This window comes from Serratia liquefaciens, from assembly GCF_027594825.1.
Lineage (GTDB): Bacteria > Pseudomonadota > Gammaproteobacteria > Enterobacterales > Enterobacteriaceae > Serratia > Serratia liquefaciens_A.
The window spans coordinates 1,809,313-1,833,697 of sequence record NZ_CP088930.1 but is presented as its reverse complement, the minus strand read 5'-3'; the positions used below and the strand labels follow the sequence as shown (position 1 = coordinate 1,833,697).

19 protein-coding genes are annotated in these 24,385 nt (G+C 54.2%); 18 read left to right on the top strand and 1 reads right to left on the bottom strand.

Features of this window, described 5'->3' with window-relative positions; translation table 11 throughout:
- The first annotated feature begins 221 nt into the window (after positions 1–221).
- The 13 genes from ispU (at position 222) to LQ945_RS08320 (ending at position 17,299) form a co-directional block, all read left to right on the top strand.
- Complete coding sequence (gene ispU, locus LQ945_RS08380) at positions 222–980, top strand: (2E,6E)-farnesyl-diphosphate-specific ditrans,polycis-undecaprenyl-diphosphate synthase (RefSeq protein WP_020828361.1); 759 nt, start codon at positions 222–224, stop codon at positions 978–980.
- 9 nt (positions 981–989) lie between these two features.
- Entirely contained in the window at positions 990–1,838 is an 849-nt protein-coding gene (gene cdsA / locus LQ945_RS08375) for a phosphatidate cytidylyltransferase (RefSeq protein ID WP_044553125.1), read from the top strand.
- Positions 1,839–1,866: 28 nt separating this feature from the next.
- Positions 1,867–3,222, top strand: coding sequence for a sigma E protease regulator RseP (gene rseP / locus LQ945_RS08370; RefSeq protein WP_044553124.1), 1,356 nt, complete (start codon positions 1,867–1,869; stop codon positions 3,220–3,222).
- A 35-nt stretch (positions 3,223–3,257) separates the two neighbouring features.
- The gene (gene bamA, locus LQ945_RS08365) at positions 3,258–5,663 is read left to right on the top strand and encodes an outer membrane protein assembly factor BamA (RefSeq protein WP_020828358.1); all 2,406 of its coding nucleotides are present in this window, start codon (positions 3,258–3,260) and stop codon (positions 5,661–5,663) included.
- A 158-nt stretch (positions 5,664–5,821) separates the two neighbouring features.
- Positions 5,822–6,319 (top strand): molecular chaperone Skp, encoded by a 498-nt coding sequence (gene skp / locus LQ945_RS08360; protein WP_020828357.1) that lies wholly within the window; start codon positions 5,822–5,824, stop codon positions 6,317–6,319.
- Between the two features lie 4 nt (positions 6,320–6,323).
- Positions 6,324–7,346, top strand: a complete 1,023-nt coding sequence (gene lpxD / locus LQ945_RS08355; RefSeq protein WP_044553121.1) for a UDP-3-O-(3-hydroxymyristoyl)glucosamine N-acyltransferase — start codon at positions 6,324–6,326, stop codon at positions 7,344–7,346.
- Between the two features lie 160 nt (positions 7,347–7,506).
- On the top strand, positions 7,507–7,962 hold the full coding sequence (gene fabZ / locus LQ945_RS08350; protein ID WP_017893789.1) for a 3-hydroxyacyl-ACP dehydratase FabZ: 456 nt from the start codon (positions 7,507–7,509) through the stop codon (positions 7,960–7,962).
- Between the two features lie 3 nt (positions 7,963–7,965).
- Positions 7,966–8,754, top strand: coding sequence for an acyl-ACP--UDP-N-acetylglucosamine O-acyltransferase (gene lpxA, locus LQ945_RS08345; protein ID WP_020828355.1), 789 nt, complete (start codon positions 7,966–7,968; stop codon positions 8,752–8,754).
- Positions 8,755–8,757: 3 nt separating this feature from the next.
- Complete coding sequence (lpxB, locus tag LQ945_RS08340) at positions 8,758–9,906, top strand: lipid-A-disaccharide synthase (protein ID WP_270102678.1); 1,149 nt, start codon at positions 8,758–8,760, stop codon at positions 9,904–9,906.
- Positions 9,903–10,496, top strand: coding sequence for a ribonuclease HII (gene rnhB, locus LQ945_RS08335; protein WP_020828353.1), 594 nt, complete (start codon positions 9,903–9,905; stop codon positions 10,494–10,496). Before lpxB ends, rnhB begins: the two co-directional genes overlap by 4 nt.
- Before the next feature lie 86 nt (positions 10,497–10,582).
- Positions 10,583–14,071, top strand: a complete 3,489-nt coding sequence (gene dnaE / locus LQ945_RS08330; RefSeq protein ID WP_270102677.1) for a DNA polymerase III subunit alpha — start codon at positions 10,583–10,585, stop codon at positions 14,069–14,071.
- Between the two features lie 12 nt (positions 14,072–14,083).
- The gene (accA, locus tag LQ945_RS08325; RefSeq protein ID WP_262241040.1) at positions 14,084–15,043 is read left to right on the top strand and encodes an acetyl-CoA carboxylase carboxyl transferase subunit alpha; all 960 of its coding nucleotides are present in this window, start codon (positions 14,084–14,086) and stop codon (positions 15,041–15,043) included.
- Positions 15,044–15,154: 111 nt separating this feature from the next.
- Positions 15,155–17,299, top strand: coding sequence for a lysine decarboxylase LdcC (locus LQ945_RS08320; protein ID WP_270102676.1), 2,145 nt, complete (start codon positions 15,155–15,157; stop codon positions 17,297–17,299).
- Here the strand turns inward: LQ945_RS08320 and LQ945_RS08315 are convergent.
- A complete protein-coding gene (locus LQ945_RS08315; protein ID WP_081835889.1) occupies positions 17,296–17,841 on the bottom strand; it encodes a MarR family winged helix-turn-helix transcriptional regulator in 546 nt (181 codons plus the stop codon). The genes LQ945_RS08320 and LQ945_RS08315 overlap by 4 nt on opposite strands.
- Before the next feature lie 150 nt (positions 17,842–17,991).
- On the opposite strand from LQ945_RS08315, the gene LQ945_RS08310 reads away from it, so the two are divergent.
- The 5 genes from LQ945_RS08310 (at position 17,992) to LQ945_RS08290 (ending at position 24,329) form a co-directional block, all read left to right on the top strand.
- Positions 17,992–18,225, top strand: a complete 234-nt coding sequence (locus LQ945_RS08310) for a glutaredoxin family protein (protein ID WP_044553111.1) — start codon at positions 17,992–17,994, stop codon at positions 18,223–18,225.
- A gap of 123 nt (positions 18,226–18,348) precedes the next feature.
- Entirely contained in the window at positions 18,349–18,738 is a 390-nt protein-coding gene (locus tag LQ945_RS08305; RefSeq protein WP_044553109.1) for a VOC family protein, read from the top strand.
- An 89-nt stretch (positions 18,739–18,827) separates the two neighbouring features.
- Complete coding sequence (gene cadC / locus LQ945_RS08300; RefSeq protein WP_270102675.1) at positions 18,828–20,384, top strand: lysine decarboxylation/transport transcriptional activator CadC; 1,557 nt, start codon at positions 18,828–18,830, stop codon at positions 20,382–20,384.
- 365 nt (positions 20,385–20,749) lie between these two features.
- Positions 20,750–22,099 carry a cadaverine/lysine antiporter gene (gene cadB / locus LQ945_RS08295; RefSeq protein WP_044553107.1) on the top strand — a complete coding sequence of 450 codons (1,350 nt, stop codon included), beginning with the start codon at positions 20,750–20,752 and terminating at the stop codon, positions 22,097–22,099.
- Positions 22,100–22,187: 88 nt separating this feature from the next.
- Entirely contained in the window at positions 22,188–24,329 is a 2,142-nt protein-coding gene (locus tag LQ945_RS08290) for a lysine decarboxylase CadA (protein ID WP_270102674.1), read from the top strand.
- Positions 24,330–24,385 lie beyond the last annotated feature (56 nt).

Sequence of the window (24,385 nt, the reverse complement as noted above, 5' to 3'; positions counted from 1 at the left end):
TTCAGGCCCGGCTGAGGTGATATAGTCTGCGCCACTTGTCAGCGGTTATACCGTTGAATTTTGGCCCGATTGATATCTCGAACGCCAACGGCGCAGCGGAAATTACCGACTGCCGCCGGGCAGACTGAAAAGCCGTGTCGGGCACACGGCTTTTTTTGCGCGTAAGGGCCTGATGTTCCGGAAGGGCAGTTGTATTTCTATTGAGGAAATAAGTACGAGTTATGTCGTCCGCAAATCAACAAGAGGCTAATCCGTCCACTCTGGGGCCACGGCATGTTGCCATTATCATGGACGGTAACGGGCGCTGGGCTAAACGTCAGGGTAAGTTACGTGTCTTCGGTCATAAAGCAGGGGTGAAATCGGTTCGTCGCGCGGTCAGTTTTGCCGCCAACAACCATTTAGATGCGCTCACGCTTTATGCCTTCAGCAGCGAGAACTGGAACCGTCCGGTGCAGGAAGTCTCCGCCCTCATGGAGCTTTTCGTCCGTGCCTTGGACAGCGAAGTAAAAAGCCTGCATAAACATAACGTCAGACTGCGGGTGATCGGCGATATCAGCCGTTTCAGCGCGCGTTTGCAAGAGCGGATCCGTCGCTCCGAGCAACTGACAGAAAATAACGATGGCCTGACGCTCAACATTGCTGCCAACTACGGCGGCCGTTGGGATATTATTCAGGGAGTAAGGGAACTGGCTGAGCAGGTGAAGGACGGGTCTCTGCGTCCGGATCAAATTAGCGAAGAATTACTGGGTGAGCGGGTCTGCATGAGCGATCTGTCACCGGTGGATCTGGTGATCCGCACGGGCGGTGAACACCGCATCAGTAACTTCTTGCTGTGGCAAATTGCTTATGCCGAACTTTACTTTACTGATGTACTCTGGCCTGATTTTGATGAACTTGTCTTTGAAGGTGCGCTGAATGCATTTGCACAACGCGAGCGTCGCTTCGGGGGAACAACACCTATCGGCGCCAATGCGTCCTAGGGGGAACTTTTGCTGAAGTATCGCCTCATAACGGCTCTGATTTTAATCCCGATTGTTATCGCGGCGTTGTTCTTGCTGCCGCCGGTGGGCTTTGCCCTGGTCACGCTGGCTGTGTGCATGCTGGCAGCCTGGGAGTGGGGCCAACTGGCCGGTTTTACCTCCCGCTCGCAGCGCATCTGGCTGGCGATATTGTGCGGCCTCCTGCTGGCGTTGATGATGCTCAGCATTCCGGCCTATCACCAGTCGGTTCACCTGCCTCAGGTAGGCGGGCCGCTGTGGCTGTCATTGGCCTGGTGGTTGGCGGCGCTGCTGCTGGTGCTGTTTTATCCGGGGTCTGCCGCGCTGTGGCGTAATTCGCGTCCAATACGTCTGATTTTTGGCTTACTGACCATAGTGCCGTTCTTCTGGGGCATGCTGTCGTTGCGTCAGTTCGGCTATGAGCAAAACCACTTCACCGGCGCATGGTGGCTGCTGTATGTGATGTTGCTGGTTTGGGGTGCGGATTCCGGCGCCTACATGTTCGGCAAACTGTTCGGCAAGCATAAGCTGGCGCCAAAAGTTTCACCGGGGAAAACCTGGGAAGGGCTCATCGGTGGTCTGATTACCTCGGCCCTGATATCCTGGTTGTTTGGCCGTTATGCCCCGTTGAATATCGTGCCGACCACCTTACTGATTTGTTCGGTGATTGCCGCACTGGCTTCCGTGCTGGGCGATCTTACCGAGAGCATGTTCAAACGCGAAGCGGGTATCAAAGACAGTGGTCATTTGATACCGGGTCATGGCGGTATACTGGATCGTATCGACAGCCTGACCGCAGCAGTGCCTGTATTTGCCTGCCTGATGCTGTTAGTGTTTTAATCCGTCAACGACGGGGAGTGAAGGGATTATGGGTAGCGTGCTCTGGAACTTAGTCGCATTTCTTATTGCACTCGGTGTTTTGATCACCGTGCACGAGTTCGGGCACTTTTGGGTCGCTCGTCGTTGCGGCGTCCGTGTAGAACGCTTTTCCATCGGTTTTGGCCGCGCCTTATGGCGCCGTACTGACCGCCAGGGAACGGAGTACGTGATTGCCCTGATCCCGCTGGGCGGCTACGTGAAGATGCTCGATGAGCGGGTTGATTCGGTTGCACCGGAATTCCGCCATCAGGCATTTAACAACAAAACCGTGTGGCAACGCGCCGCTATCGTCAGCGCCGGCCCTATCGCCAACTTCCTGTTTGCTATCCTTGCTTACTGGCTGGTATTTATTATCGGCGTTCCCAGCTTCCGTCCGGTGATTGGTGAAATATCCCCACAGTCGATTGCCGCCCACGCTGAAATTTCGCCAGGAATGGAACTTAAGTCCGTTGACGGCATCGAAACGCCTGATTGGGAATCAGTTCGTCTGGCGCTGGTGGCGAAGATCGGCGACGCGGAAACCGAAGTGGGTATCGCACCGTTTGGCTCTTCTCAGGTGGTGACCAAAACTCTGGATTTGCGCCAGTGGAATTTTGAGCCGGACAAACAGGATCCCGTGGTTGCGCTGGGTATTATTCCGCGCGGTCCACAGATAGAATCTGTCCTTGCCGAAGTGCAGCCGGGGTCGGCGGCACAAAAGGCGGGTTTGCAAGCGGGGGACAGGATCGTTAAAGTCGACGGTCAGCTATTGGGTCGTTGGCAAACGTTGGTTAAACGGATCCACAACGGCCCTGGGCAACCGCTGGTTTTAGAGGTTGAAAGAAACGGCGCCCCCTTGTCTTTGACGCTGATACCGGATACAAAGCCGGTGGGAAAAGACAAATCGGTGGGTTTTGCAGGCATCATTCCGAAGGTGTTGCCGCTGCCGGACGAGTATAAAACGATTCGCCAGTATGGACCTTTCCCGGCGCTGTATCAGGCTGGGGACAAGACCTGGCAGCTGATGAGCCTTACGGTCAAAATGCTGGGTAAATTAATAACCGGTGATGTGAAGCTGAACAACCTGAGTGGCCCGATTTCGATTGCACAGGGAGCAGGGGCGTCAGCCGGGGTCGGGTTAGTGTATTATTTGATGTTCCTGGCGTTGATCAGTGTCAACCTGGGCATCATCAACCTGTTCCCATTACCGGTGTTAGATGGTGGGCATCTCCTCTTCCTGGCGATAGAAAAGCTGAAGGGTGGGCCGGTTTCCGAGCGAGTACAGGACTACAGTTACCGCATAGGTTCGATCGTGTTGGTGCTTTTAATGGGTCTTGCACTTTTCAATGATTTTTCTCGCCTTTAGGGGCGGGGATAGGTTAGGAAGAACGCATAACAACGATGGCGATGAAAAAGTTGCTCATAGCGTCGCTGCTGTTTGGCAGCGCCACCGTATACGGTGCAGACGGGTTCGTAGTGAAAGATATTCATTTCGAAGGCCTGCAGCGAGTCGCCGTCGGTGCGGCGTTACTCAACATGCCGGTTCGCGTAGGCGATACCGTCTCTGACGATGATATCAGTAATACCATCCGTGCCTTGTTTGCCACTGGCAACTTCGAGGACGTTCGCGTGCTGCGCGATGGTAATACGCTGATTGTTCAGGTTAAGGAACGCCCTACCATTGCCAGCATCACTTTCTCCGGCAACAAGTCGGTGAAGGATGACATGCTCAAGCAAAACCTGGAGGCCTCTGGCGTTCGGGTTGGCGAAGCGCTCGACCGCACCACGATATCCAGCATTGAAAAAGGGCTGGAAGACTTCTATTACAGCGTCGGTAAATACAGCGCCTCGGTGAAAGCCGTTGTCACGCCGTTGCCGCGTAACCGTGTCGACCTGAAACTGGTGTTCACGGAAGGGGTTTCCGCCAAGATTCAACAAATCAACATTGTCGGCAACCATGCCTTCACTAACGATGAGCTGATTTCACGCTTCCAACTGCGTGATGAAGTGCCGTGGTGGAACCTGGTTGGCGATCGCAAATACCAGAAACAAAAGTTGGCGGGTGACCTCGAAACCCTGCGCAGTTTCTATCTGGACCGCGGCTACGCGCGCTTTAATATCGATTCGACTCAGGTCAGCCTGACGCCGGACAAAAAAGGCATCTACATCACCATCAACATCACTGAAGGCGAGCAGTACAAGCTCACCGGCGTGATGGTGAACGGCAATCTGGCCGGCCACTCGGCGGAAGTCGCCCAGTTGACCAAGATTGAACCGGGTGAGCTGTATAACGGCAGCAAAGTCACCAAAATGGAAGACAACATCAAAACGATGTTGGGCCGTTATGGTTATGCCTACCCGCGCGTATCTACGCAGCCTGAAATCAACGACGCGGATAAAACCGTGAAGCTGCACGTAAACATCGATGCGGGTAACCGTTTCTATGTGCGTCGCATCAAGTTCGAAGGCAACGACACCAGTAAAGACTCCGTACTGCGCCGTGAAATGCGTCAGATGGAAGGTGCGTGGCTGGGCAACGCTCAGGTCGAGCAGGGTAAAGAACGTCTGAACCGTTTGGGCTATTTTGAAACGGTAGATGTGGAAACCCAGCGCGTGCCTGGCACTGCGGATCAGGTAGACGTCACTTACAAAGTGAAAGAGCGTAACACCGGTACCTTCAACTTCGGCGTCGGCTACGGCACCGAGAGCGGCGTGAGCTTCCAGGCGGGGGTCCAGCAGGACAACTGGCTGGGTACCGGCTACTCCGTCGGTATCAGCGGCACCAAGAACGACTACCAGACCTACACCGAGCTGTCGGTTACCAACCCGTACTTCACCGTTGACGGTGTGAGTTTGGGCGGGCGTATCTTCTACAACGACTTTAAAGCGGACGATGCGGACCTGTCCGACTATACCAACAAGAGTTACGGTATAGACGGCACTCTGGGCTTCCCAATCAACGAAAACAACTCGTTGCGTACCGGTTTGGGTTACGTGCATAACGGCCTGTCCAACATGCAGCCGCAGGTTGCCATGTGGCGTTATCTGGACTCGATGGGCCTGGATCCGAACAAGACCGACCGCGCCAGCTACTCTGCGGATGACTTCACGCTGAACCTGGGTTGGACCTACAACAACCTGGACCGTGGGTATTTCCCAACTTCGGGTAACCGCACTACGCTGAATGGTAAAGTGACCATTCCGGGGTCGGATAACGAATACTACAAGCTGACGCTGGACAGCGTGCAATACGTCCCAATCAACGACGATCGCACCTGGGTGCTGTTGGGTCGTGGTCGTCTGGGTTATGCAGATGGTCTGGGCGGCAAAGAAATGCCGTTCTACGAGAACTTCTACGCCGGCGGCTCCAGCACCGTGCGTGGTTTCGGTTCGAACACCATCGGTCCAAAAGCGGCGTACTACAATTCCAACTCGTATAGCTGCAGCAACGGCACGCCGATTTGTAATTCGGACGATGCGGTCGGCGGTAACGCCATGGCCGTCGCCAGTATGGAGCTGATTACGCCAACGCCATTCATCAGCGAGAAATACGCCAACTCAGTGCGTACTTCCCTGTTCATGGATGCGGGTACCGTATGGGATACCAACTGGAAGAACTCTTCCGAAACCAGCATGTACGATATTCCGGACTACAGTAAAGCGAGCAACATCCGCGTTTCTGCCGGTATCGCCTTGCAGTGGATGTCACCTTTGGGGCCATTGGTGTTCTCTTATGCCAACCCGATCAAGAAATACGAAGGCGACAAGTCCGAACAGTTCCAATTTAACATTGGTAAGACCTGGTAACGGGTCGAGCTTCTGGGCATAAGCAGTTATTAAGAATCGCAAATGCCAGGCGCCCGCCGGAACACAGAGATGATTCTCATTGTTTTGCGGGATAAGTCTGGCAGATTGTGTACTTCAAGTGTCATATGGCACAAATGGGTGATGGTAAGGAGTTTATAGTGAAAAAGTGGTTGTGTGCCGCAGGCCTCGGTTTAGCAATGGCTGCTTCAGCTGGCGTTCAGGCAGCAGATAAGATCGCTGTAGTTAACGTCTCCAGCATTTTCCAACAGTTGCCGGCTCGTGAAACCGTAGCTAAACAGCTGGAAAACGAGTTCAAAGGCCGTGCGGGTGAGCTTCAGAACATGGAGCGTAGCCTTCAGACCAAAATGCAACGTCTGCAGCGTGATGGCGCTACCATGAAAGCCAGCGATCGCAGCAAGCTCGAAAAAGACGTGATGGCACAGCGCGAGCAGTTCTCTCAGAAAGCTCAGGCTTTTGAGCAGGACAACCGTCGCCGCCAGATGGAAGAGCGTAACAAAATCCTGAGCCGTATTCAGGACGCTGTGAAATCTGTTGCCAGCAAAGAAGGCTACGACGTAGTGATCGATGCTAATGCCGTTGCCTACGCAGGTTCTTCTAAAGACATCACTGCTGACGTGCTGAAACAGGTTAAATAACAACATGCCTTCTATTCGACTGGCTGATTTAGCGCAGCAGTTGGATGCACAATTGCACGGTGATGGCGATCTCGTCATCACCGGCATTGCTTCTATGCATTCGGCACAGGCTGGCCAAATCACGTTTTTGTCAAACAGCCGCTATCAAGAGCAGCTGGCTTCCTGCCAGGCAAGCGCAGTGGTGCTTACCGAGGCGGATTTACCACACTGCCGTTCTGCGGCGCTGGTGGTTAAAAACCCTTACCTGACCTATGCGCGCATGGCGCAACTGATGGACACCACCCCGTCTCCGGCCCAGGATATTGCCCCAAGCGCGGTAATCTCACCTGAAGCCACTTTGGGGCAGAATGTCGCTATCGGTGCGAATGCGGTGATCGAGTCGGGTGCCGTACTTGGCGATAACGTGGTTATCGGCCCAGGCTGTTTTATCGGCAAACGTGCACGCATTGGCGCAGGTACGCGTCTGTGGGCGAACGTAACGATTTATCATGAAGTCGAGATCGGTCAGCACTGTCTGATTCAATCGGGCACCGTGATTGGTGCTGATGGTTTCGGCTATGCCAACGAACGCGGCAACTGGATTAAAATTCCTCAGTTGGGCACGGTGATTATCGGCGATCGCGTCGAAATCGGCGCTTGCACCACCATTGACCGCGGCGCGTTGGATAACACCCAGATCGGGAATGGTGTTATCATCGACAACCAATGTCAGATTGCACATAACGTTGTGATTGGCGACAATACTGCCGTTGCCGGCGGTGTTATCATGGCGGGCAGCCTGAAAATCGGCCGCTACTGCCAGATCGGTGGAGCCAGCGTGATCAATGGTCACATGGAGATCGCCGACAAGGTTGTTGTCACCGGAATGGGAATGGTTATGCGACCAATCACCGAACCTGGGGTATACTCTTCGGGCATTCCGTTACAACCCAACAAAGTTTGGCGTAAAACCGCTGCGTTGGTGATGAATATCGATGAGATTAGCAAGCGCTTAAAAGCTGTCGAACGAAAAGTCGGAAAGGACTAATCACTACCGCCCGCCTGACTGGGTACAAAACGAAACGCGTTGGTCATGAGACCAAAAGCGCAAAGAGTTGTTAATTTGCGGCCTGCATGATGATCTCCTTTTGGGGTCAGCGCAGGCCGTGTTGTTGATGCCATCAGTTTTTAGAGACAGGAAGAGTATTTTGACTACTGACACTCATACTCTGGATATTGCAGAAATTTTAGAGTTGCTTCCTCACCGTTACCCGTTCTTGCTGGTTGATCGCGTCCTCGAGTTTGAGGAGCACAAATTCCTGCGTGCGGTGAAGAACGTATCTGTAAATGAGCCGTTTTTCCAGGGACACTTCCCTGGTAAGCCGATTTTTCCAGGCGTATTGATTCTGGAAGCCATGGCGCAGGCCACCGGTATTTTGGCGTTCAAAAGCGTCGGCAAACTGGAACCGGGCGAGCTGTATTACTTCGCCGGTATCGATGAAGCCCGTTTCAAACGCCCGGTAGTGCCTGGTGATCAGATGATCATGGAAGTCACCTTTGAGAAAACACGTCGTGGTCTGACGCGCTTTAAAGGCGTGGCAACCGTCGACGGCAAAATTGTCTGCGAAGCAACCATGATGTGTGCGCGCAGCCGGGAGGCTTAATCCGTGATCGACAAAACCGCCTTTATCCATCCTAGCGCGATTATCGAAGAAGGTGCCGTTATCGGCGCTGGCGCGCACATCGGTCCCTTCTGTTACGTCGGCTCCCAGGTGGAAATCGGCGAAGGCACGGTACTGAAATCCCACATTGTGGTGAATGGCCTGACCAAAATCGGTCGCGATAACCAGATCTATCAATTCGCCTCTATTGGTGAAGTGAATCAGGATCTGAAATACGCGGGCGAACCTACGCGTGTCGAGATTGGCGATCGCAATCGCATTCGCGAAAGCGTGACCATTCATCGCGGCACAGCGCAGGGCACAGGGTTGACCAAGGTAGGTAATGACAACCTGCTGATGGTTAACGTGCACGTTGCGCACGACTGTGTGGTGGGTAATTCCTGTATCTTGGCGAACAATGCTACGCTTGCCGGGCATGTGGAAATTGACGACCATGCCATTATTGGTGGCATGACGGCTATCCACCAGTTCTGCATCATCGGCACCCACGTGATGGTGGGCGGTTGTTCCGGTGTTGCCCAAGACGTGCCTCCTTTTGTCATCGCGCAGGGTAACCACGCCACGCCATTCGGCGTTAACGCCGTGGGCCTGAAACGTCGTGGTTTCGATAAAGATCAAATGCAGGCAATCCGTAACGCCTACAAGATCCTTTATCGCAGCGAGAAAACGCTGGATGAAGCGAAAACAGAAATCGAAACCCTGGCAAAAGAGCAGCCGGTGGTGCAGCAGTTCCTGGATTTCTTTGGCCGCTCAACCCGCGGTATCATTCGCTGACCTATGCAAAATCGCCCATTGACTATCGGATTGGTCGCCGGAGAAACCTCCGGTGATATTCTTGGCGCCGGATTGATCCGCGCGCTTAAGGCGCAAGTCCCCGACGCGCGTTTTGTTGGCGTCGCCGGCCCGCTGATGCAGGCTGAAGGCTGTGAAACCTGGTACGAAATGGAAGAGCTGGCGGTAATGGGCGTGGTGGAGGTGCTTGAGCGCCTGCCACGCCTGTTAAAGATCCGCAAGGGTCTTACCCGCCGGTTCAGCGAACTGAAGCCGGACGTGTTTGTGGGTATCGACGCGCCTGACTTCAATATCACCCTGGAAGGCCGTCTGAAACAACGCGGCATTCGCACCATTCACTATGTCAGCCCGTCCGTCTGGGCCTGGCGTCAAAAGCGCGTTTTCAAAATTGGCAAAGCCACCGATCTGGTGCTGGCGTTTCTCCCTTTCGAAAAAGCGTTTTACGATCGTTTTAACGTTCCCTGCCGGTTTATCGGCCACACCATGGCTGATGCCATGCCGCTGCAGGCGGATAAATTGGCTGCGCGCGCTACGCTGGGCATCGCACCCGACGCACGTTGTCTGGCCCTGTTGCCGGGCAGCCGCAGCGCAGAAGTTGAGATGCTGAGCGCCGACTTCCTGAAAACGGCGCAGTTGCTGCGTACCCGTTATCCCGAGCTTGAGCTGGTGGTGCCGCTGGTTAACGCCAAACGTCGCGAACAGTTTGAGCGGATCAAAGCTGAAGTGGCGCCCGAGCTGCGCGTGCATCTGCTGAACGGTCAAGGGCGTGAGGCGATGGTTGCCAGCGACGCGGCATTACTGGCTTCAGGCACCGCCGCGCTGGAGTGCATGCTGGCCAAATGTCCGATGGTGGTGGGCTACCGTATGAAACCCTTTACCTTCTGGCTGGCGCAGCGGTTAGTGAAGACGCCGTATGTCTCGCTGCCCAATCTGTTGGCAGGCCGTGAAATCGTCACCGAACTGCTGCAGCATGACTGCGTGCCGGACAAGCTGGCGGCGGCGGTGATGCCGTTGCTGGAAGAGAACGCGCAAACCGACGAACTGAAACAAACCTTCCTTACTTTGCACCAAAGCATCCGTTGCGGTGCTGATGAACAGGCCGCTCAGGCTGTGTTGGAGCTGGCAAAAGCATGATTGAACCTTTCATCTATCCTGTCGCCACGCTGATTGCAGGTGTGGACGAAGTGGGCCGTGGTCCTTTGGTTGGCGCAGTGGTGACCGCTGCGGTGATCCTCGATCCCGCCCGGCCGATCGTGGGCCTGGCGGACTCGAAAAAGCTCAGTGAAAAGCGCCGCCTGGCGCTGTATGACGAAATCGTCGAGAAAGCGTTGTCCTGGAGCCTGGGCCGCGCTGAGCCAGAAGAGATCGACCAACTTAACATTCTGCATGCCACTATGCTGGCGATGCAGCGTGCGGTTGCCGGGTTGCATATCGCACCGGACATGGTATTGATCGACGGTAACCGCTGCCCGAAATTGCCGATGCGTTCACAGGCGGTGGTGAAGGGAGACAGCCGCGTGGCGGAAATCAGCGCGGCATCCATTCTGGCTAAGGTAACGCGTGACCGCGAAATGGCCGAATTGGATCTTGTGTTCCCCGACTACGGTTTTGCGCAGCATAAGGGCTACCCGACCGCCTTCCATCTGGAGCGGCTGGCCGCGCTGGGTGCGACCGAGCATCACCGCCGCAGTTTTGCCCCGGTAAGAAGGGCGCTGGGGCTGTAATCTGCAGGCCTGGTTATCCGGGCCAGACAAGCGATAGCGTTAACCCGGGTTCAGTCCGCTGAGCCCCTAGATTCAGGTATCTGGATATGGCCGAACCTCGTTTTATTCACCTGCGCGTTCATAGCGACTACTCCATGATTGATGGATTAGCCAAGATCGGGCCGTTGGTGAAGAGAGCCGCCGCGTTAGCCATGCCTGCTTTGGCAATTACCGACTTTACCAACCTGTGTGGTCTGGTGAAGTTCTATGGCAGCGCGCACGGCGCCGGGATCAAACCGATCATCGGCGCGGATTTTCATGTGCAAAGCGAAGTGCTGGGCGATGAGCTGGCGCAGCTCACCGTGCTGGCCGCCAATAATGAAGGTTACCAAAACCTGACGTTGCTGATTTCCCGCGCTTATCAGCGTGGTTACGGTGCCGCCGGCCCGACCATTGATCGCGACTGGTTGATTGAGCACCGTGAAGGGCTGATTTTGCTGTCTGGCGCGCGCCAGGGGGACGTCGGCAAGTTTCTGCTGCGCGGCAACCAGCCGCAGGTGGAGCAGTGCCTGGATTTCTATCAGCAATACTTCCCGGACAGTTATTACCTCGAATTGATCCGCACCGGTCGGCCGGACGAAGAAAACTATCTGCACGCCGCAGTGGCGCTGGCCACTGAACGCGGATTGCCGGTGGTGGCCACTAACGATGTGCGCTTTCTGGTCGAGGACGACTTTGACGCCCATGAAATTCGTGTCGCCATTCATGATGGTTTCACGCTGGACGATCCCAAGCGCCCACGCAACTATACGGCGCAACAATACATGCGCAACGAAGATGAGATGTGCGAGCTGTTTGCCGACATCCCGGAAGCGCTGCTCAACAGCGTAGAGATCGCCAAGCGTTGTAACGTGACGATTCGCCTCGGTGAGTATTTCCTGCCGCAGTTCCCGACCGGTGATATGAGCACCGAAGACTTCCTGATCCTCAAGTCGAAGGAAGGGCTGGAAGATCGCCTGGAGTTTTTGTTCCCCGACCCGGAAGTACGCGCTCAACGTCGCCCTGAATACGATGAACGTCTGGATATTGAACTGAACGTGATCAACCAGATGGGCTTCCCGGGTTACTTCCTGATCGTGATGGAGTTCATCCAGTGGTCGAAGGATAACAACGTACCGGTAGGCCCGGGGCGTGGTTCCGGTGCCGGTTCGTTAGTAGCCTATGCACTGAAAATCACCGATCTCGACCCGCTGGAATTTGACCTGCTGTTTGAACGTTTCCTGAACCCGGAACGTGTTTCGATGCCCGACTTCGACGTCGACTTCTGCATGGAAAAACGCGATCTGGTGATTGAGCACGTGGCGGAAATGTACGGCCGAGAGGCGGTATCGCAAATCATCACCTTCGGTACCATGGCGGCGAAAGCGGTTATTCGTGACGTGGGCCGCGTGCTGGGCCACCCCTATGGCTTCGTCGACCGCATCTCTAAACTGGTGCCGCCCGATCCGGGCATGACGCTGGAAAAAGCCTTTGCCGCCGAACCCCAACTGCCGGAAATTTACGAGGCCGATGAGGAAGTCAAAGCGCTGATTGACATGGCGCGCAAGCTGGAAGGGGTAACGCGTAACGCCGGTAAGCACGCCGGGGGCGTGGTGATCGCGCCGACCAAAATCACCGACTTCGCGCCGTTGTATTGTGACGCCGAGGGGCAGCATCCGGTTACCCAGTTCGACAAGAACGACGTGGAATACGCCGGGCTGGTGAAGTTCGACTTCCTCGGCTTGCGTACTCTGACCATCATCGACTGGGCGTTGGAGATGATCAACGCCCGGCGCGCCAAAACCGGGCTGGAGCCGATTGATATCGCCGCCATCCCGCTCGAAGACAAAAAGAGCTTCGACATGCTGCAGCGTTCGGAGACCACCGCGGTCTTCCAGCTTGAATCGCGCGGCATGAAGGATTTGATCAAACGTCTGAAGCCCGACTGTTTCGAAGACATGATCGCACTGGTGGCGCTGTTCCGCCCTGGGCCTTTGCAGTCAGGCATGGTGGATAACTTTATCGACCGTAAGCACGGCCGCGAAGAAATTTCCTACCCGGATATCCAGTGGCAGCATGAGTCGCTCAAGCCGGTGCTGGAGCCGACGTATGGCATCATCCTGTATCAAGAACAGGTTATGCAGATTGCCCAGGTCCTGGCCGGGTATTCGCTGGGCGGCGCGGACATGTTGCGTCGTGCGATGGGTAAAAAGAACCCGGTTGAGATGGCCAAGCAGCGTGGCGGTTTCGAGGATGGGGCAAAATCACGCGGTATCGACGGTGAACTGTCAGTAAAAATCTTCGACCTGGTGGAGAAATTCGCCGGTTACGGTTTCAACAAATCGCACTCTGCCGCTTATGCGTTGGTGTCCTACCAGACGCTGTGGCTGAAGGCACACTACCCGGCCGAGTTTATGGCGGCGGTGATGACCGCCGATATGGACAACACCGATAAGGTGGTGGGGCTGGTGGATGAGTGCTGGCGCATGGGGCTGAAAATCCTGCCGCCGGACATCAACAGCGGCCAGTACCATTTCCACGTTAACGATGAAGGTGAGATCGTTTACGGTATCGGCGCCATCAAAGGCGTTGGGGAAGGGCCGATTGAAGCTATTCTGGAAGCGCGTAACAGCGGTGAACAGGGCTACTTTAAAGACCTGTTCGATCTGTGCGCGCGTTCCGACATCAAAAAAATTAACCGCCGCATTCTGGAAAAGCTGATCATGTCCGGGGCGTTCGACCGCCTTGGGCCGCACCGCGCCGCATTGATGAACTCATTGCCCGATGCGCTGAAAGCGGCAGATCAGCATGCCAAAGCCGAAGCGATCGGCCAGGTGGACATGTTTGGCGTACTGGCGGAAGCGCCGGAGCAAGTGGAGCAATCCTACGCCAACGTGCCCCGCTGGCAGGAGCAGGTGGTGCTGGACGGTGAACGGGAAACGCTGGGGTTGTACCTCACCGGGCACCCGATCACCCAGTACCTGAAGGAGATCGAACGCTATGCCGGTGGCCAGCGTTTGAAAGATATGCACCCGACGGATCGGGGCAAAATGACCACCGCCGTTGGGCTGGTGATCGCCTCGCGGGTTATGGTCACCAAGCGCGGTAACCGCATCGGGATCTGTACTCTGGATGACCGTTCTGGCCGTCTGGAGGTGATGTTATTCACCGATGCGTTAGAAAAATACCAGCATTTATTGGAAAAAGACCGTATCCTGATCGCCAGTGGACAGGTCAGCTTTGATGACTTTAGCGGCGGGCTTAAAATGACCGCCCGCGAGCTAATGGATATCAGTGAAGCCCGTGAAAAATACGCTCGCGGACTTGCTATCTCGCTGACGGACAGGCAAATTGATGACCAGCTTTTGAACCGTCTCCGTCAGTCTTTGGAACCCCATCGCTCGGGGACGATTCCAGTGCATCTTTACTATCAACGGGAAGATGCGCGGGCCAAGCTGCGTTTTGGCGCAACCTGGCGCGTGACGCCCACCGACCGCTTATTGATAGATTTGCGGACTTTGGTAGGTAATGAGCAGGTGGAACTGGAATTTGACTAAAATAGGAATGCTATGAGTCTGAATTTTCTTGATTTTGAACAGCCGATTGCAGAGCTGGAAGCGAAAATTGACTCGCTGACTGCAGTCAGCCGTCAAGACGAAAAATTAGATATTAATCTGGACGAAGAGGTTCAGCGCCTTCGTGAAAAGAGCGTTGAGCTGACGCGCAAGATTTTTTCCGATCTTGGGGCCTGGCAAGTTGCCCAATTGGCACGCCACCCGCGCCGTCCTTATACCCTGGATTATATCAAACACATCTTTACCGACTTCGAAGAACTGGCGGGCGATCGTGCCTATGCCGATGACAAAGCGATTGTCGGTGGTATTGCGCGCCTCGATGGCCGGCCGGTGATGATCATCGGGCATCAGAAAGGCCGCGAGACCAAAGAGAAAATCCGCCGTAACTTCGGCATGCCGGCACCGGAAGGCTATCGCAAAGCGCTGCGCCTGATGGAAATGGCCTCTCGTTTCAAGATGCCGCTGATCACTTTCATCGACACCCCTGGCGCCTATCCGGGCGTGGGCGCGGAAGAGCGTGGCCAGTCAGAAGCGATTGCCCATAACCTGCGTGAAATGTCTCGTCTGAAAATTCCGGTGATCTGTACGGTGATCGGCGAAGGCGGTTCCGGTGGTGCATTGGCCATTGGCGTGGGCGACAAAGTGAACATGCTGCAGTACAGCACCTATTCGGTGATCTCACCGGAAGGTTGTGCTTCCATTCTGTGGAAAAGTGCCGACAAAGCGCCGATTGCCGCAGAAGCCATGGGCATTACTGCACCGCGTCTGAAAGAGCTGAAGCTGATCGACTCGGTGATCCCGGAACCGCTGGGCTCTGCTCACCGCGATGTACCGGCGATGGCGGAAGCGTTGAAAGCGCAGCTGCTGGCCGATCTGAAAGATCTCGACGGCCTGAACACCGAAGAGCTGCTTAACCGCCGCTACCAGCGCCTGATGAACTACGGCTATTGCTGAGTGTCGTCACGCGTTGCAAGAAACCGCCTTCGGGCGGTTTTTTTTTGTCTACACACCGCAGTATTTTCATGTTGTTATAGAGGTTTGGTGGTTAACTGACAGGAGCAGCTGATGAACATCATCGCGATCATGAGCCCAGCGGGCGTTTATTACAAAGACGAGCCGATCCGCGAGCTTCACACCGCACTGGCTGCGATGAACTTCCAACTGGTGTATCCCAAAAACAGCGGCGATTTGTTGAAGCTGATCGAAGCTAACGCACGCATTTGCGGCGTGATTTTTGACTGGGACGACTATAGCCTGGAGCTGTGCAGCGAGATCAACGAGCTCAACGAATATCTGCCGCTGTATGCGTTTATCAACACCCATTCCACCTTCGACGTTAGCCTGCATGAAATGCGTATGGTGCTGTATTTCTTCGAGTACGGCCTGAATGCGGCAGATGATATTGCGCAGCGCATCCAGCAATACACCGCCGAATACATCGATACTATTACGCCGCCGCTGACCAAGGCGCTGTTCAACTATGTGCATGAAGGGAAATACACCTTCTGTACCCCCGGTCATATGGCCGGTACGGCCTTTCAGAAGAGCCCGGTCGGTTGCCTGTTTTACGATTTTTTCGGGGCCAATACCCTGAAAGCCGACGTGTCGATTTCGGTCACCGAGCTTGGCTCGTTGCTGGATCACACTGGCCCTCACCTGGAGGCCGAAGAGTATATTGCGCGCACCTTCAACGCCGAACAAAGTTATCTGGTGACCAACGGCACCTCTACCGCCAATAAAATTGTCGGCATGTATTCGGCCCCGACCGGCAGCACGGTATTGATCGACCGCAACTGCCATAAGTCCCTGTGCCACCTGTTGATGATGAGCGATATCGTCCCGATTTACTTGCGCCCGCTGCGCAATGCCTACGGGATCCTTGGCGGGATCCCGCAGCGTGAATTCACCCATGACAGCATTGCCGCTCGGGTGGCTGATACGGCCAACGCCAGTTGGCCGGTACATGCGGTGATCACCAACTCGACCTACGACGGCCTGCTGTACAACACGGATTACATCAAGCAGACGCTGGACGTCCCATCAATTCATTTTGATTCCGCCTGGGTGCCCTATACCAACTTCCATCCGATTTACGACGGCAAGAGCGGCATGAGCGGTGAACGCATACCCGGTAAAGTGATCTACGAAACCCAGTCGACTCATAAGCTGCTGGCGGCGTTTTCGCAGGCCTCGATGATCCACATTAAGGGTGACTATGACGAAAGTACCTTTAACGAGGCCTATATGATGCACACCACCACTTCGCCGAATTACGGCATCGTGGCGTCGATGGAAACCGCCGCGGCGATGCTGCGCGGTAATCCGGGGCGGCGGTTGATTAACCGTTCGGTGGAGCGTGCGCTGCATTTCCGTCGTGAGGTGCAGCGTTTGCGGGAAGAGAGTGATAGCTGGTTCTTCGATATCTGGCAGCCGGAAGAGATTGACGAGGCGCAGTGCTGGCCTCTGAACCCGGATGACAACTGGCACGGCTTTGGCAAGACGGACCGCGATCATATGTATCTCGATCCTATCAAGGTCACCATCCTGACGCCGGGGATGAATGAGCTTGGCGCGCTGGAAGAGAGCGGCATACCGGCTGCGCTGGTGGCGAAGTACCTGGACGAACGCGGTATCGTGGTGGAGAAAACCGGGCCTTATAATCTGCTGTTCCTGTTCAGTATCGGCATTGATAAAACCAAGGCGATGAGCCTGCTGCGTGGCCTGACCGATTTTAAACGCGCCTACGATCTCAACCTGCGGGTGAAGAACATGCTGCCGGACCTGTTTGCCGAGGATCCGGATTTCTACCGTAATATGCGTATTCAGGACCTGGCGGCCGGGATCCACAGCTTGATCTGTCGGCACGATCTGCCGGGTTTGATGCAGCGGGCTTTTGATGTGTTGCCAGAAATGAAGCTGACGCCACACCAAATGTTCCAGCAGCAGGTGCGCGGCAACGTGGAAACCTGCGAGCTGGATCAACTGGTCGGCAAAGTCGCGGCGAACATGATCCTGCCTTATCCACCAGGGGTTCCGCTGGTGATGCCGGGTGAGATGATCACCGAAGAGAGCCGAGCGGTGCTCGATTTCTTGCTGATGTTGTGTTCTATCGGCGAACGCTATCCGGGCTTTGAAACCGATATACACGGTGCGAAACTGACCGAGGATGGGCGTTATCTGGTGAAGGTGTTAAAAACGCCGCTGGCTTAAGCAAACTCGCGGCAAATCAGATTCACGCTGCTGGTCGGCAGCGGTTCCTGAGTCAAACCGCAAAAGGGTTGGCCGTCATGCCGCTGGTGATAGCGGCATTGATGGCATTCGCCGAACAGCGCCACGTTATCATCCTGTTTTTGCAGCTGACGCAGCAACTGCGTCAGTAATTCCAGCAACTGCCCGCCCTCCTGCTGCATGGCATCCTGCGCCTGCTGTAAATAAGCTGGAGGGAACAGGGCATCCATCAATGAACGTGATTTGTCGGTCAGCTTTAGCCTGACGCTGCGGCGGTCCTTTACGTCAGCCGTGCGGGCGATCATCCCGTTACTTTCCAACTTTTTCAGCGATTGCGACACCGTGCCCTTGGTCAGGCCGAGATATTCCGCGACCGCCATCGGCGTATTGGAGTAATGGTTGCAACGTGCCAGGTAATATAAGGCGCTCAACTGCACCGGCGGCAGGCTTTCCAGCTCTTCATGACTCCGCAGCCAGCTGCGTTGCAGGCTATTCAGTCGTTCCAGTAAATCAAACAGTGTCAACATGGGATCCTCGCTAATGTGGGAAAATAGTATCGATTAAAAACTATGTTGACAAGGCATGGTGGAGGATTTATTGTGCATTTGGTTTCGAGTCGAAACTAAATGGGTGGCGCAGTTCACCCGCAACAGTCAGAACCAAGGAGAATTATCATGACTAAGGCCGTTTTCTATCATGCCGGTTGCCCGGTTTGCGTGAGCGCAGAGCAGCAGTTGTTGGGCCTGTTGAGCCAGGATGTGCAGGTGGACGTGGTTCATCTGGGCGAAACGCCGGCGCGTCTCGCCGAAGCGGAAAAAGCCGGGGTGCAGAGCGTCCCTGCGCTGGTGGTCGATGGGCAGGTGCTGCACATCAACTACGGGGCGGCATTGGCGGATCTTAAAGCCTGATCGATTTACTGCGTTACCGATAGTTCAAGAAAAGCCCCGTCTTACCCCACGGGGCTTTTTGCCGTTGACGATGCCGCGGCTGCCGGATACCTTGCCTCATCAGACAGACAATGAGGCATCACTATGTTGGCACTACGTCAGGTACACCACATCGCAGTCATAGGTTCAGATTATGCGGCCAGTAAGCATTTTTACTGCGATATCCTGGGTTTTACCCTGTTAGAGGAGTTTTACCGTGCGGAGCGCGATTCGTGGAAAGCGGATTTGGCGCTCAACGGCCAGTACAGCATCGAACTGTTTTCCTTCCCATCACCGCCGGCCCGCGTCAGCCGCCCGGAGGCCTGCGGTCTGCGCCATTTGGCGTTCAGCGTTGATGATATCGAGCAGGCAATCCTGCACTTGCAAAATGCCGGGGTGGAGTGTGAACCGGTGCGTGTCGATCCTTATACCCAGTCACGTTTCACTTTTTTCAGCGATCCTGATGGGTTGCCTCTAGAATTATATGAGGTATGAATGCTTAATCGGGTCGTAGCGGCGCAGGCGGCACCCGCATATGCTATTATCCCGCGCTTGCCGCACGCCCCTTTTGAGTTATGTTCACTATGCAAGAGCCTGTTTTTCGCGTTGGAGAGTGGTTAGTTACTCCCGCAGACAACAAAATAAGCCGTGACGGGCGCCAACAGACGTTGGAGCCTCGCCTGATCGATATGCTGCAATATTTCGCCCGGCATCCGGATGTGGTGCTGAGCAGAGATGAGCTGATCGATAACGTATGGAAACGCAACATCGTCACCAATCATGTGGTGACCCAGAGTATTTCCGAGCTGCGAAAATACCTGAAAGACGGCGACACCAATAGCCCGGAGTACATTATCACCGTACCCAAACGCGGCTATAAGCTGGCAGCGCCGGTTATGTGGTGTGAAGGGGAAGATGTGGCAACGCCTGCGGTGCCGCAGGTCGCGGTTATCATGCATGAGCCGGAAGACGGCAGCGACGGCAGCGAAGAAGACGACGTAGCCTATGAACCGCCAAAACCGAGCAAGTTAAAAACGCCGCCGGTCACCTCAACAGCCCCTTTTTACCGTCAATCGACATTCTGGGTATGGCTGGCATTTCTTGCCGCGTTGAGCGCCTGTGTGGTGTTTGTTGCCATCGCGACCTTGTCGCAACGGATACCGGAATCCACCATGCCGGTGCTGATGAACCCGCGTGATATCGACATCCGTATTCAGGGGGGCAACAGTTGCAGCAACTGGACGCCGCAGCTTTCTTATGTTGTTGGCCTGAGTGAAGTGGTGACGGACTCGCTGAATACTTACTCCACCTTCCTGGTACACGATCAGACTAACTACAACTACACCGGACCCAGCAGCTCGGGTAAGTCTCTGACCATTGAGTTCGTCAATCAGCGCCATTATCGTGCTCAGCAGTGCTTCCTGTCGGTGCGCCTGGTGAACAATGCAGACAGCTCCATCATGTTGGATAAGCGTTACTTTGTGACCGACGACAACCAGCTGAAAATCCAGGAGGATTTCCTCAGCAGCCTGTCTGTTGCTCTCAAGCAGCCCTGGCCGCCGCAGTTGCAGCAGCGCCTGACCCAGCTGTTGCCGAATTCCGGCCCGGCCTTGCAACAGTATTATCAGGCGCATCAGCTCTTGATTCAGGGGGATAATGACTCACTGACCCATGCGAGTAATATGCTGGCGGATATGATAAAAATTACGCCGAATTTTATTTATCTCTCCGCAGAAAAAGCGCTGGCCGATTTATTGCGTAACTCTTATCAACCTTTTGACGGTGTGCAATTGGCGCAATTGCAGGCGGAAATCACCCGTCTGAATACGCTGCCGGCGTTAAAGGACAGTCCGATTATTCAGCAAATTCATACGATACAGGCGCTGGGGGAGGGGAATACCGATGAAGCCCACCAGGCAATCAACAGAGGCATCGAGCTGCAGATGTCCTGGATGAATTACGTGTTGCTGGGTAAGGTTTATGAAATGCAGGGCAATAACCACCTGGCGGCAGATTCTTATATCACTGCCTTTAATCTTCGTCCTGGAGAAAATACGCTGCATTGGATTAGCAATGCCGTATTTCACACCTCAATTAACGCCGTCGTTCCCTATCTCAATAACTACACTCAAGGCGAATAACCTTCGATAACACCGCTGACTCAATATATTGAGCGGCGGTGTTATTTATTGTGCCTGTTTTGTTAAATTAAATGTATTCCACGGTTGATGACTTTATCGCTGTTGTTCTCGTTTGTGGATGAAAAATAACATGAATACCGTGATGTTTTTAAACGATATTTATCTTTTCTTGATGCCGTGTTTAGCTCTTTATTTGTTAAGGGAAAACCTCAAGTTATCATTTGTATGATCATGACCGTAATATCACTTTATCTTTAGGACTTTACTGACGCCATTCTTTAGCATCCTGACCATCAAGTCCGGTCATTAGCAAAACTGCATAGCGACATGGACTTATAAGAAATCAAAATCAGGAGAAACTGACCATGGCTTCATCCAAGAAAATAGGGCTTATTGCCTGCACCGGTGTGGTTGCCGGTAATATGATGGGGAGCGGCATTGCCTTATTACCCGCGAACCTGGCAAGTCTCGGATCTATCGCTATATGGGGATGGGTGATATCTATTATCGGCGCGATGTCTCTGGCCTATGTATATGCTCGCCTGGCCACTAAAAACCCTCAGCAAGGTGGTCCTATTGCCTACGCGGGTGAAATTTCCCCGGCGTTCGGTTTCCAAACCGGCGTGCTTTATTATCATGCGAACTGGATTGGTAATCTGGCCATCGGCATTACCGCGGTTTCTTACCTTTCTACTTTCTTCCCTGCACTGAATAATCCGGTACCGGCGGGTATTGCCTGTATTGCTATTGTTTGGGTGTTTACCTTTATTAACCTGCTCGGCGGTTCCTGGGTCAGTCGTTTGACCACGCTGGGTCTGGTATTGGTGCTGATCCCGGTGATTGTCACTGCGACCGCAGGCTGGCATTGGTTCGACGCGGCAACCTATCAGGCTAACTGGAATACCTCCGGTACCACTGATTACCATGCCGTCATCAAAAGTATCCTGCTGTGCCTGTGGGCGTTTATCGGCGTGGAGTCTGCCGCAGTAAGTACCGGCATGGTGAAAAACCCGAAACGTACCGTACCGCTGGCAACCATGCTGGGGACCGCACTGGCCGGGATCATCTACGTTGCAGCAACCCAGGTCATCAGCGGTATGTATCCTGCCTCTGAGATGGCCGCTTCCGGCGCACCGTTCGCCATCAGCGCCTCTACCATCATGGGTAATTGGGCTGCGCCAATGGTCTCTGCCTTCACCGCCTTCGCCTGCCTGACTTCACTCGGTTCGTGGATGATGCTGGTGGGTCAAGCCGGGGTGCGTGCTGCCAACGACGGTAACTTCCCGAAAGTTTATGGCGAAATGGATAAAAACGGCATTCCGAAGAAAGGCCTGCTGCTGGCTAGCTGCAAAATGACCGCCTTGATGGTGCTGATTACGGCCATGAGCTCCGGCGGCGGTAAAGCTTCCGACCTGTTCGGCATGCTGACTGGTATCGCGGTGCTGCTGACCATGCTGCCTTACTTCTACTCTTGCGTAGACCTGATCCGCTTCGAAGGCGTCAATATCCGTAACCTGCTGAGCCTGATTGCATCGGTGCTGGGTTGTGGCTTCTGCTTCATCGCGCTGATGGGCGCCGACTCGTTCGAACTGTCCGGCACCTTCATCATCAGCCTGATCATCCTGATGTTCTACGCCCGCAAAATGAATACTCGTCAGACCGCCAAAGCCAACGGCGTAGCCATCGACGGCAACACAACGGCCAAAGCGCACTAAGCACGTACTGACCCACTTCTTAATTTAGCCCCTTGCAGTAATTGTCACTCGTGATGGCAAGGGGCTCGCATTACCTGGAGAAATGATTATGAACGTTATAGCTATCATGAACCACATGGGTGTCTACTTTAAAGAAGAGCCTATCCGCGAACTGCACAAAGCATTGGAAAGCCTGGACTTCCGCGTTGTCTATCCTAACGATCGCGAAGACCTGTTAAAGCTGATCGAGAATAATGCACGCTTGTGCGGGGTGATTTTCGACTGGGATAAATACAACCTTGAGTTGTGTGAAGAAATCAGCCAGTTGAACGAATACATGCCGCTGTATGCATTTGCCAATACGCATTCAACCCTGGATGTCAGCCTGAACGATCTGCGCATGCAGGTGCGTTTCTTTGAATATGCGCTGGGTGCAGCTACCGATATCGCTGCCAAGATCAAACAAAACACCGATGAGTACATCGATACCATCCTGCCGCCGCTGACCAAGGCGCTGTTCAAATATGTGCGTGAAGGCAAATACACCTTCTGTACTCCAGGCCACATGGGGGGCACCGCCTTCCAGAAAAGTCCGGTCGGCAGCCTGTTCTACGATTTCTTTGGCGCTAACGCCATGAAATCCGATATTTCTATTTCGGTTTCCGAGCTGGGTTCACTGCTGGACCACACCGGTCCGCACAAAGAAGCTGAAGAGTATATTGCTCGCGTATTCAACGCTGAACGCAGCTATATGGTGACTAACGGCACCTCTACCGCCAACAAAATTGTCGGCATGTACTCCGCACCGGCCGGCAGCACCGTATTGATTGACCGTAACTGCCACAAATCGCTGACCCATCTGATGATGATGAGCGACATTACGCCAATCTATTTCCGCCCAACCCGTAATGCCTACGGCATTCTCGGTGGGATCCCGCAGAGTGAATTTGCCCGTGACACCATCGCCAAACGTGTTAAAGAAACACCAAACGCGACCTGGCCAGTGCATGCGGTAATCACCAACTCTACCTATGACGGTCTGCTGTACAACACCGATCATATTAAGAGCGCGCTGGATGTGAAATCTATTCACTTTGACTCCGCCTGGGTGCCTTACACCAATTTCCACCCGATTTACAAAGGCAAATGCGGCATGAGCGGCGGCCGTGTGGAAGGCAAGGTGATTTATGAAACCCAATCCACGCATAAACTGCTGGCGGCATTCTCTCAGGCTTCGATGATCCACGTGAAAGGTGACATCAACGAAGAAACCTTCAACGAAGCCTACATGATGCAAACCACCACTTCACCGCACTACGGTATCGTGGCGTCGACCGAAACTGCTGCGGCAATGATGAAAGGCAATGCCGGTAAGCGTTTGATTAACGGCTCTATTGAACGTGCTATCAAGTTCCGTAAAGAAATCAAACAGCTGAACGTTGAGTCCGAAGGTTGGTTCTTTGACGTCTGGCAGCCGGAGCACATCGATCAGCCTGAATGCTGGCCGCTGAAGTCTGACAACGCGTGGCACGGCTTCAAAAATATCGACGATGAACATATGTATCTCGACCCGATCAAAGTGACTCTCCTGACCCCAGGGATGAGCAAAGAGGGTGAAATGCAGGAGTTTGGTATCCCGGCCAGCCTGGTTGCTAAATACCTGGACGAGCACGGTATCATCGTTGAGAAAACCGGCCCATATAACCTGCTGTTCCTGTTCAGCATCGGTATCGACAAAACCAAAGCCCTCAGCCTGCTGCGCGGCCTGACTGATTTCAAACGTTCGTTCGACCTGAACCTGCGGGTGAAAAACATGCTGCCTTCACTGTACAAAGAGGCGCCTGAGTTTTATGAAAACATGCGCATCCAGGATCTGGCGCAGAACATTCACAAGCTGGTGGTTGAGCACAACCTGCCGGATCTGATGTACCGCGCATTTGAAGTGCTGCCAACCCTGGTCATGAACCCGTTCAATGCCTTCCAGAAAGAGCTGCACGGTGAAGTGGAAGAGGTCTATTTGGAAGACATGGTCGGCAAGGTGAATGCCAACATGATCCTGCCATATCCTCCAGGTGTTCCACTGGTGATGCCTGGTGAAATGCTCACTGAGGAAAGCCGTCCGGTACTGGAGTTCCTGCAAATGCTGTGCGAAATCGGCGCGCATTATCCGGGCTTCGAAACCGATATCCACGGCGCTTACCGTCAGGCGGATGGGCGTTACACCGTGAAGGTGTTGAAAAACGATAAATAACTGAAATAACGGGGAGGCGTTTACGCCTCCCTTTTGTCGTTCACCGACTGATGGGA

Excerpts from the sequence above, each read along its gene's own strand:
- ispU (WP_020828361.1), top strand. The coding sequence starts at position 222 with ATGTCGTCCGCAAATCAACAAGAGGCTAATCCGTCCACTCTGGGGCCA.
- rseP (WP_044553124.1), top strand. The coding sequence starts at position 1,867 with ATGGGTAGCGTGCTCTGGAACTTAGTCGCATTTCTTATTGCACTCGGT.
- bamA (WP_020828358.1), top strand. The coding sequence starts at position 3,258 with ATGGCGATGAAAAAGTTGCTCATAGCGTCGCTGCTGTTTGGCAGCGCC.
- lpxD (WP_044553121.1), top strand. The coding sequence starts at position 6,324 with ATGCCTTCTATTCGACTGGCTGATTTAGCGCAGCAGTTGGATGCACAA.
- lpxB (WP_270102678.1), top strand. The coding sequence starts at position 8,758 with ATGCAAAATCGCCCATTGACTATCGGATTGGTCGCCGGAGAAACCTCC.
- rnhB (WP_020828353.1), top strand. The coding sequence starts at position 9,903 with ATGATTGAACCTTTCATCTATCCTGTCGCCACGCTGATTGCAGGTGTG.
- dnaE (WP_270102677.1), top strand. The coding sequence starts at position 10,583 with ATGGCCGAACCTCGTTTTATTCACCTGCGCGTTCATAGCGACTACTCC.
- accA (WP_262241040.1), top strand. The coding sequence starts at position 14,084 with ATGAGTCTGAATTTTCTTGATTTTGAACAGCCGATTGCAGAGCTGGAA.
- LQ945_RS08320 (WP_270102676.1), top strand. The coding sequence starts at position 15,155 with ATGAACATCATCGCGATCATGAGCCCAGCGGGCGTTTATTACAAAGAC.
- LQ945_RS08310 (WP_044553111.1), top strand. The coding sequence starts at position 17,992 with ATGACTAAGGCCGTTTTCTATCATGCCGGTTGCCCGGTTTGCGTGAGC.
- LQ945_RS08305 (WP_044553109.1), top strand. The coding sequence starts at position 18,349 with ATGTTGGCACTACGTCAGGTACACCACATCGCAGTCATAGGTTCAGAT.
- cadC (WP_270102675.1), top strand. The coding sequence starts at position 18,828 with ATGCAAGAGCCTGTTTTTCGCGTTGGAGAGTGGTTAGTTACTCCCGCA.
- cadB (WP_044553107.1), top strand. The coding sequence starts at position 20,750 with ATGGCTTCATCCAAGAAAATAGGGCTTATTGCCTGCACCGGTGTGGTT.
- LQ945_RS08290 (WP_270102674.1), top strand. The coding sequence starts at position 22,188 with ATGAACGTTATAGCTATCATGAACCACATGGGTGTCTACTTTAAAGAA.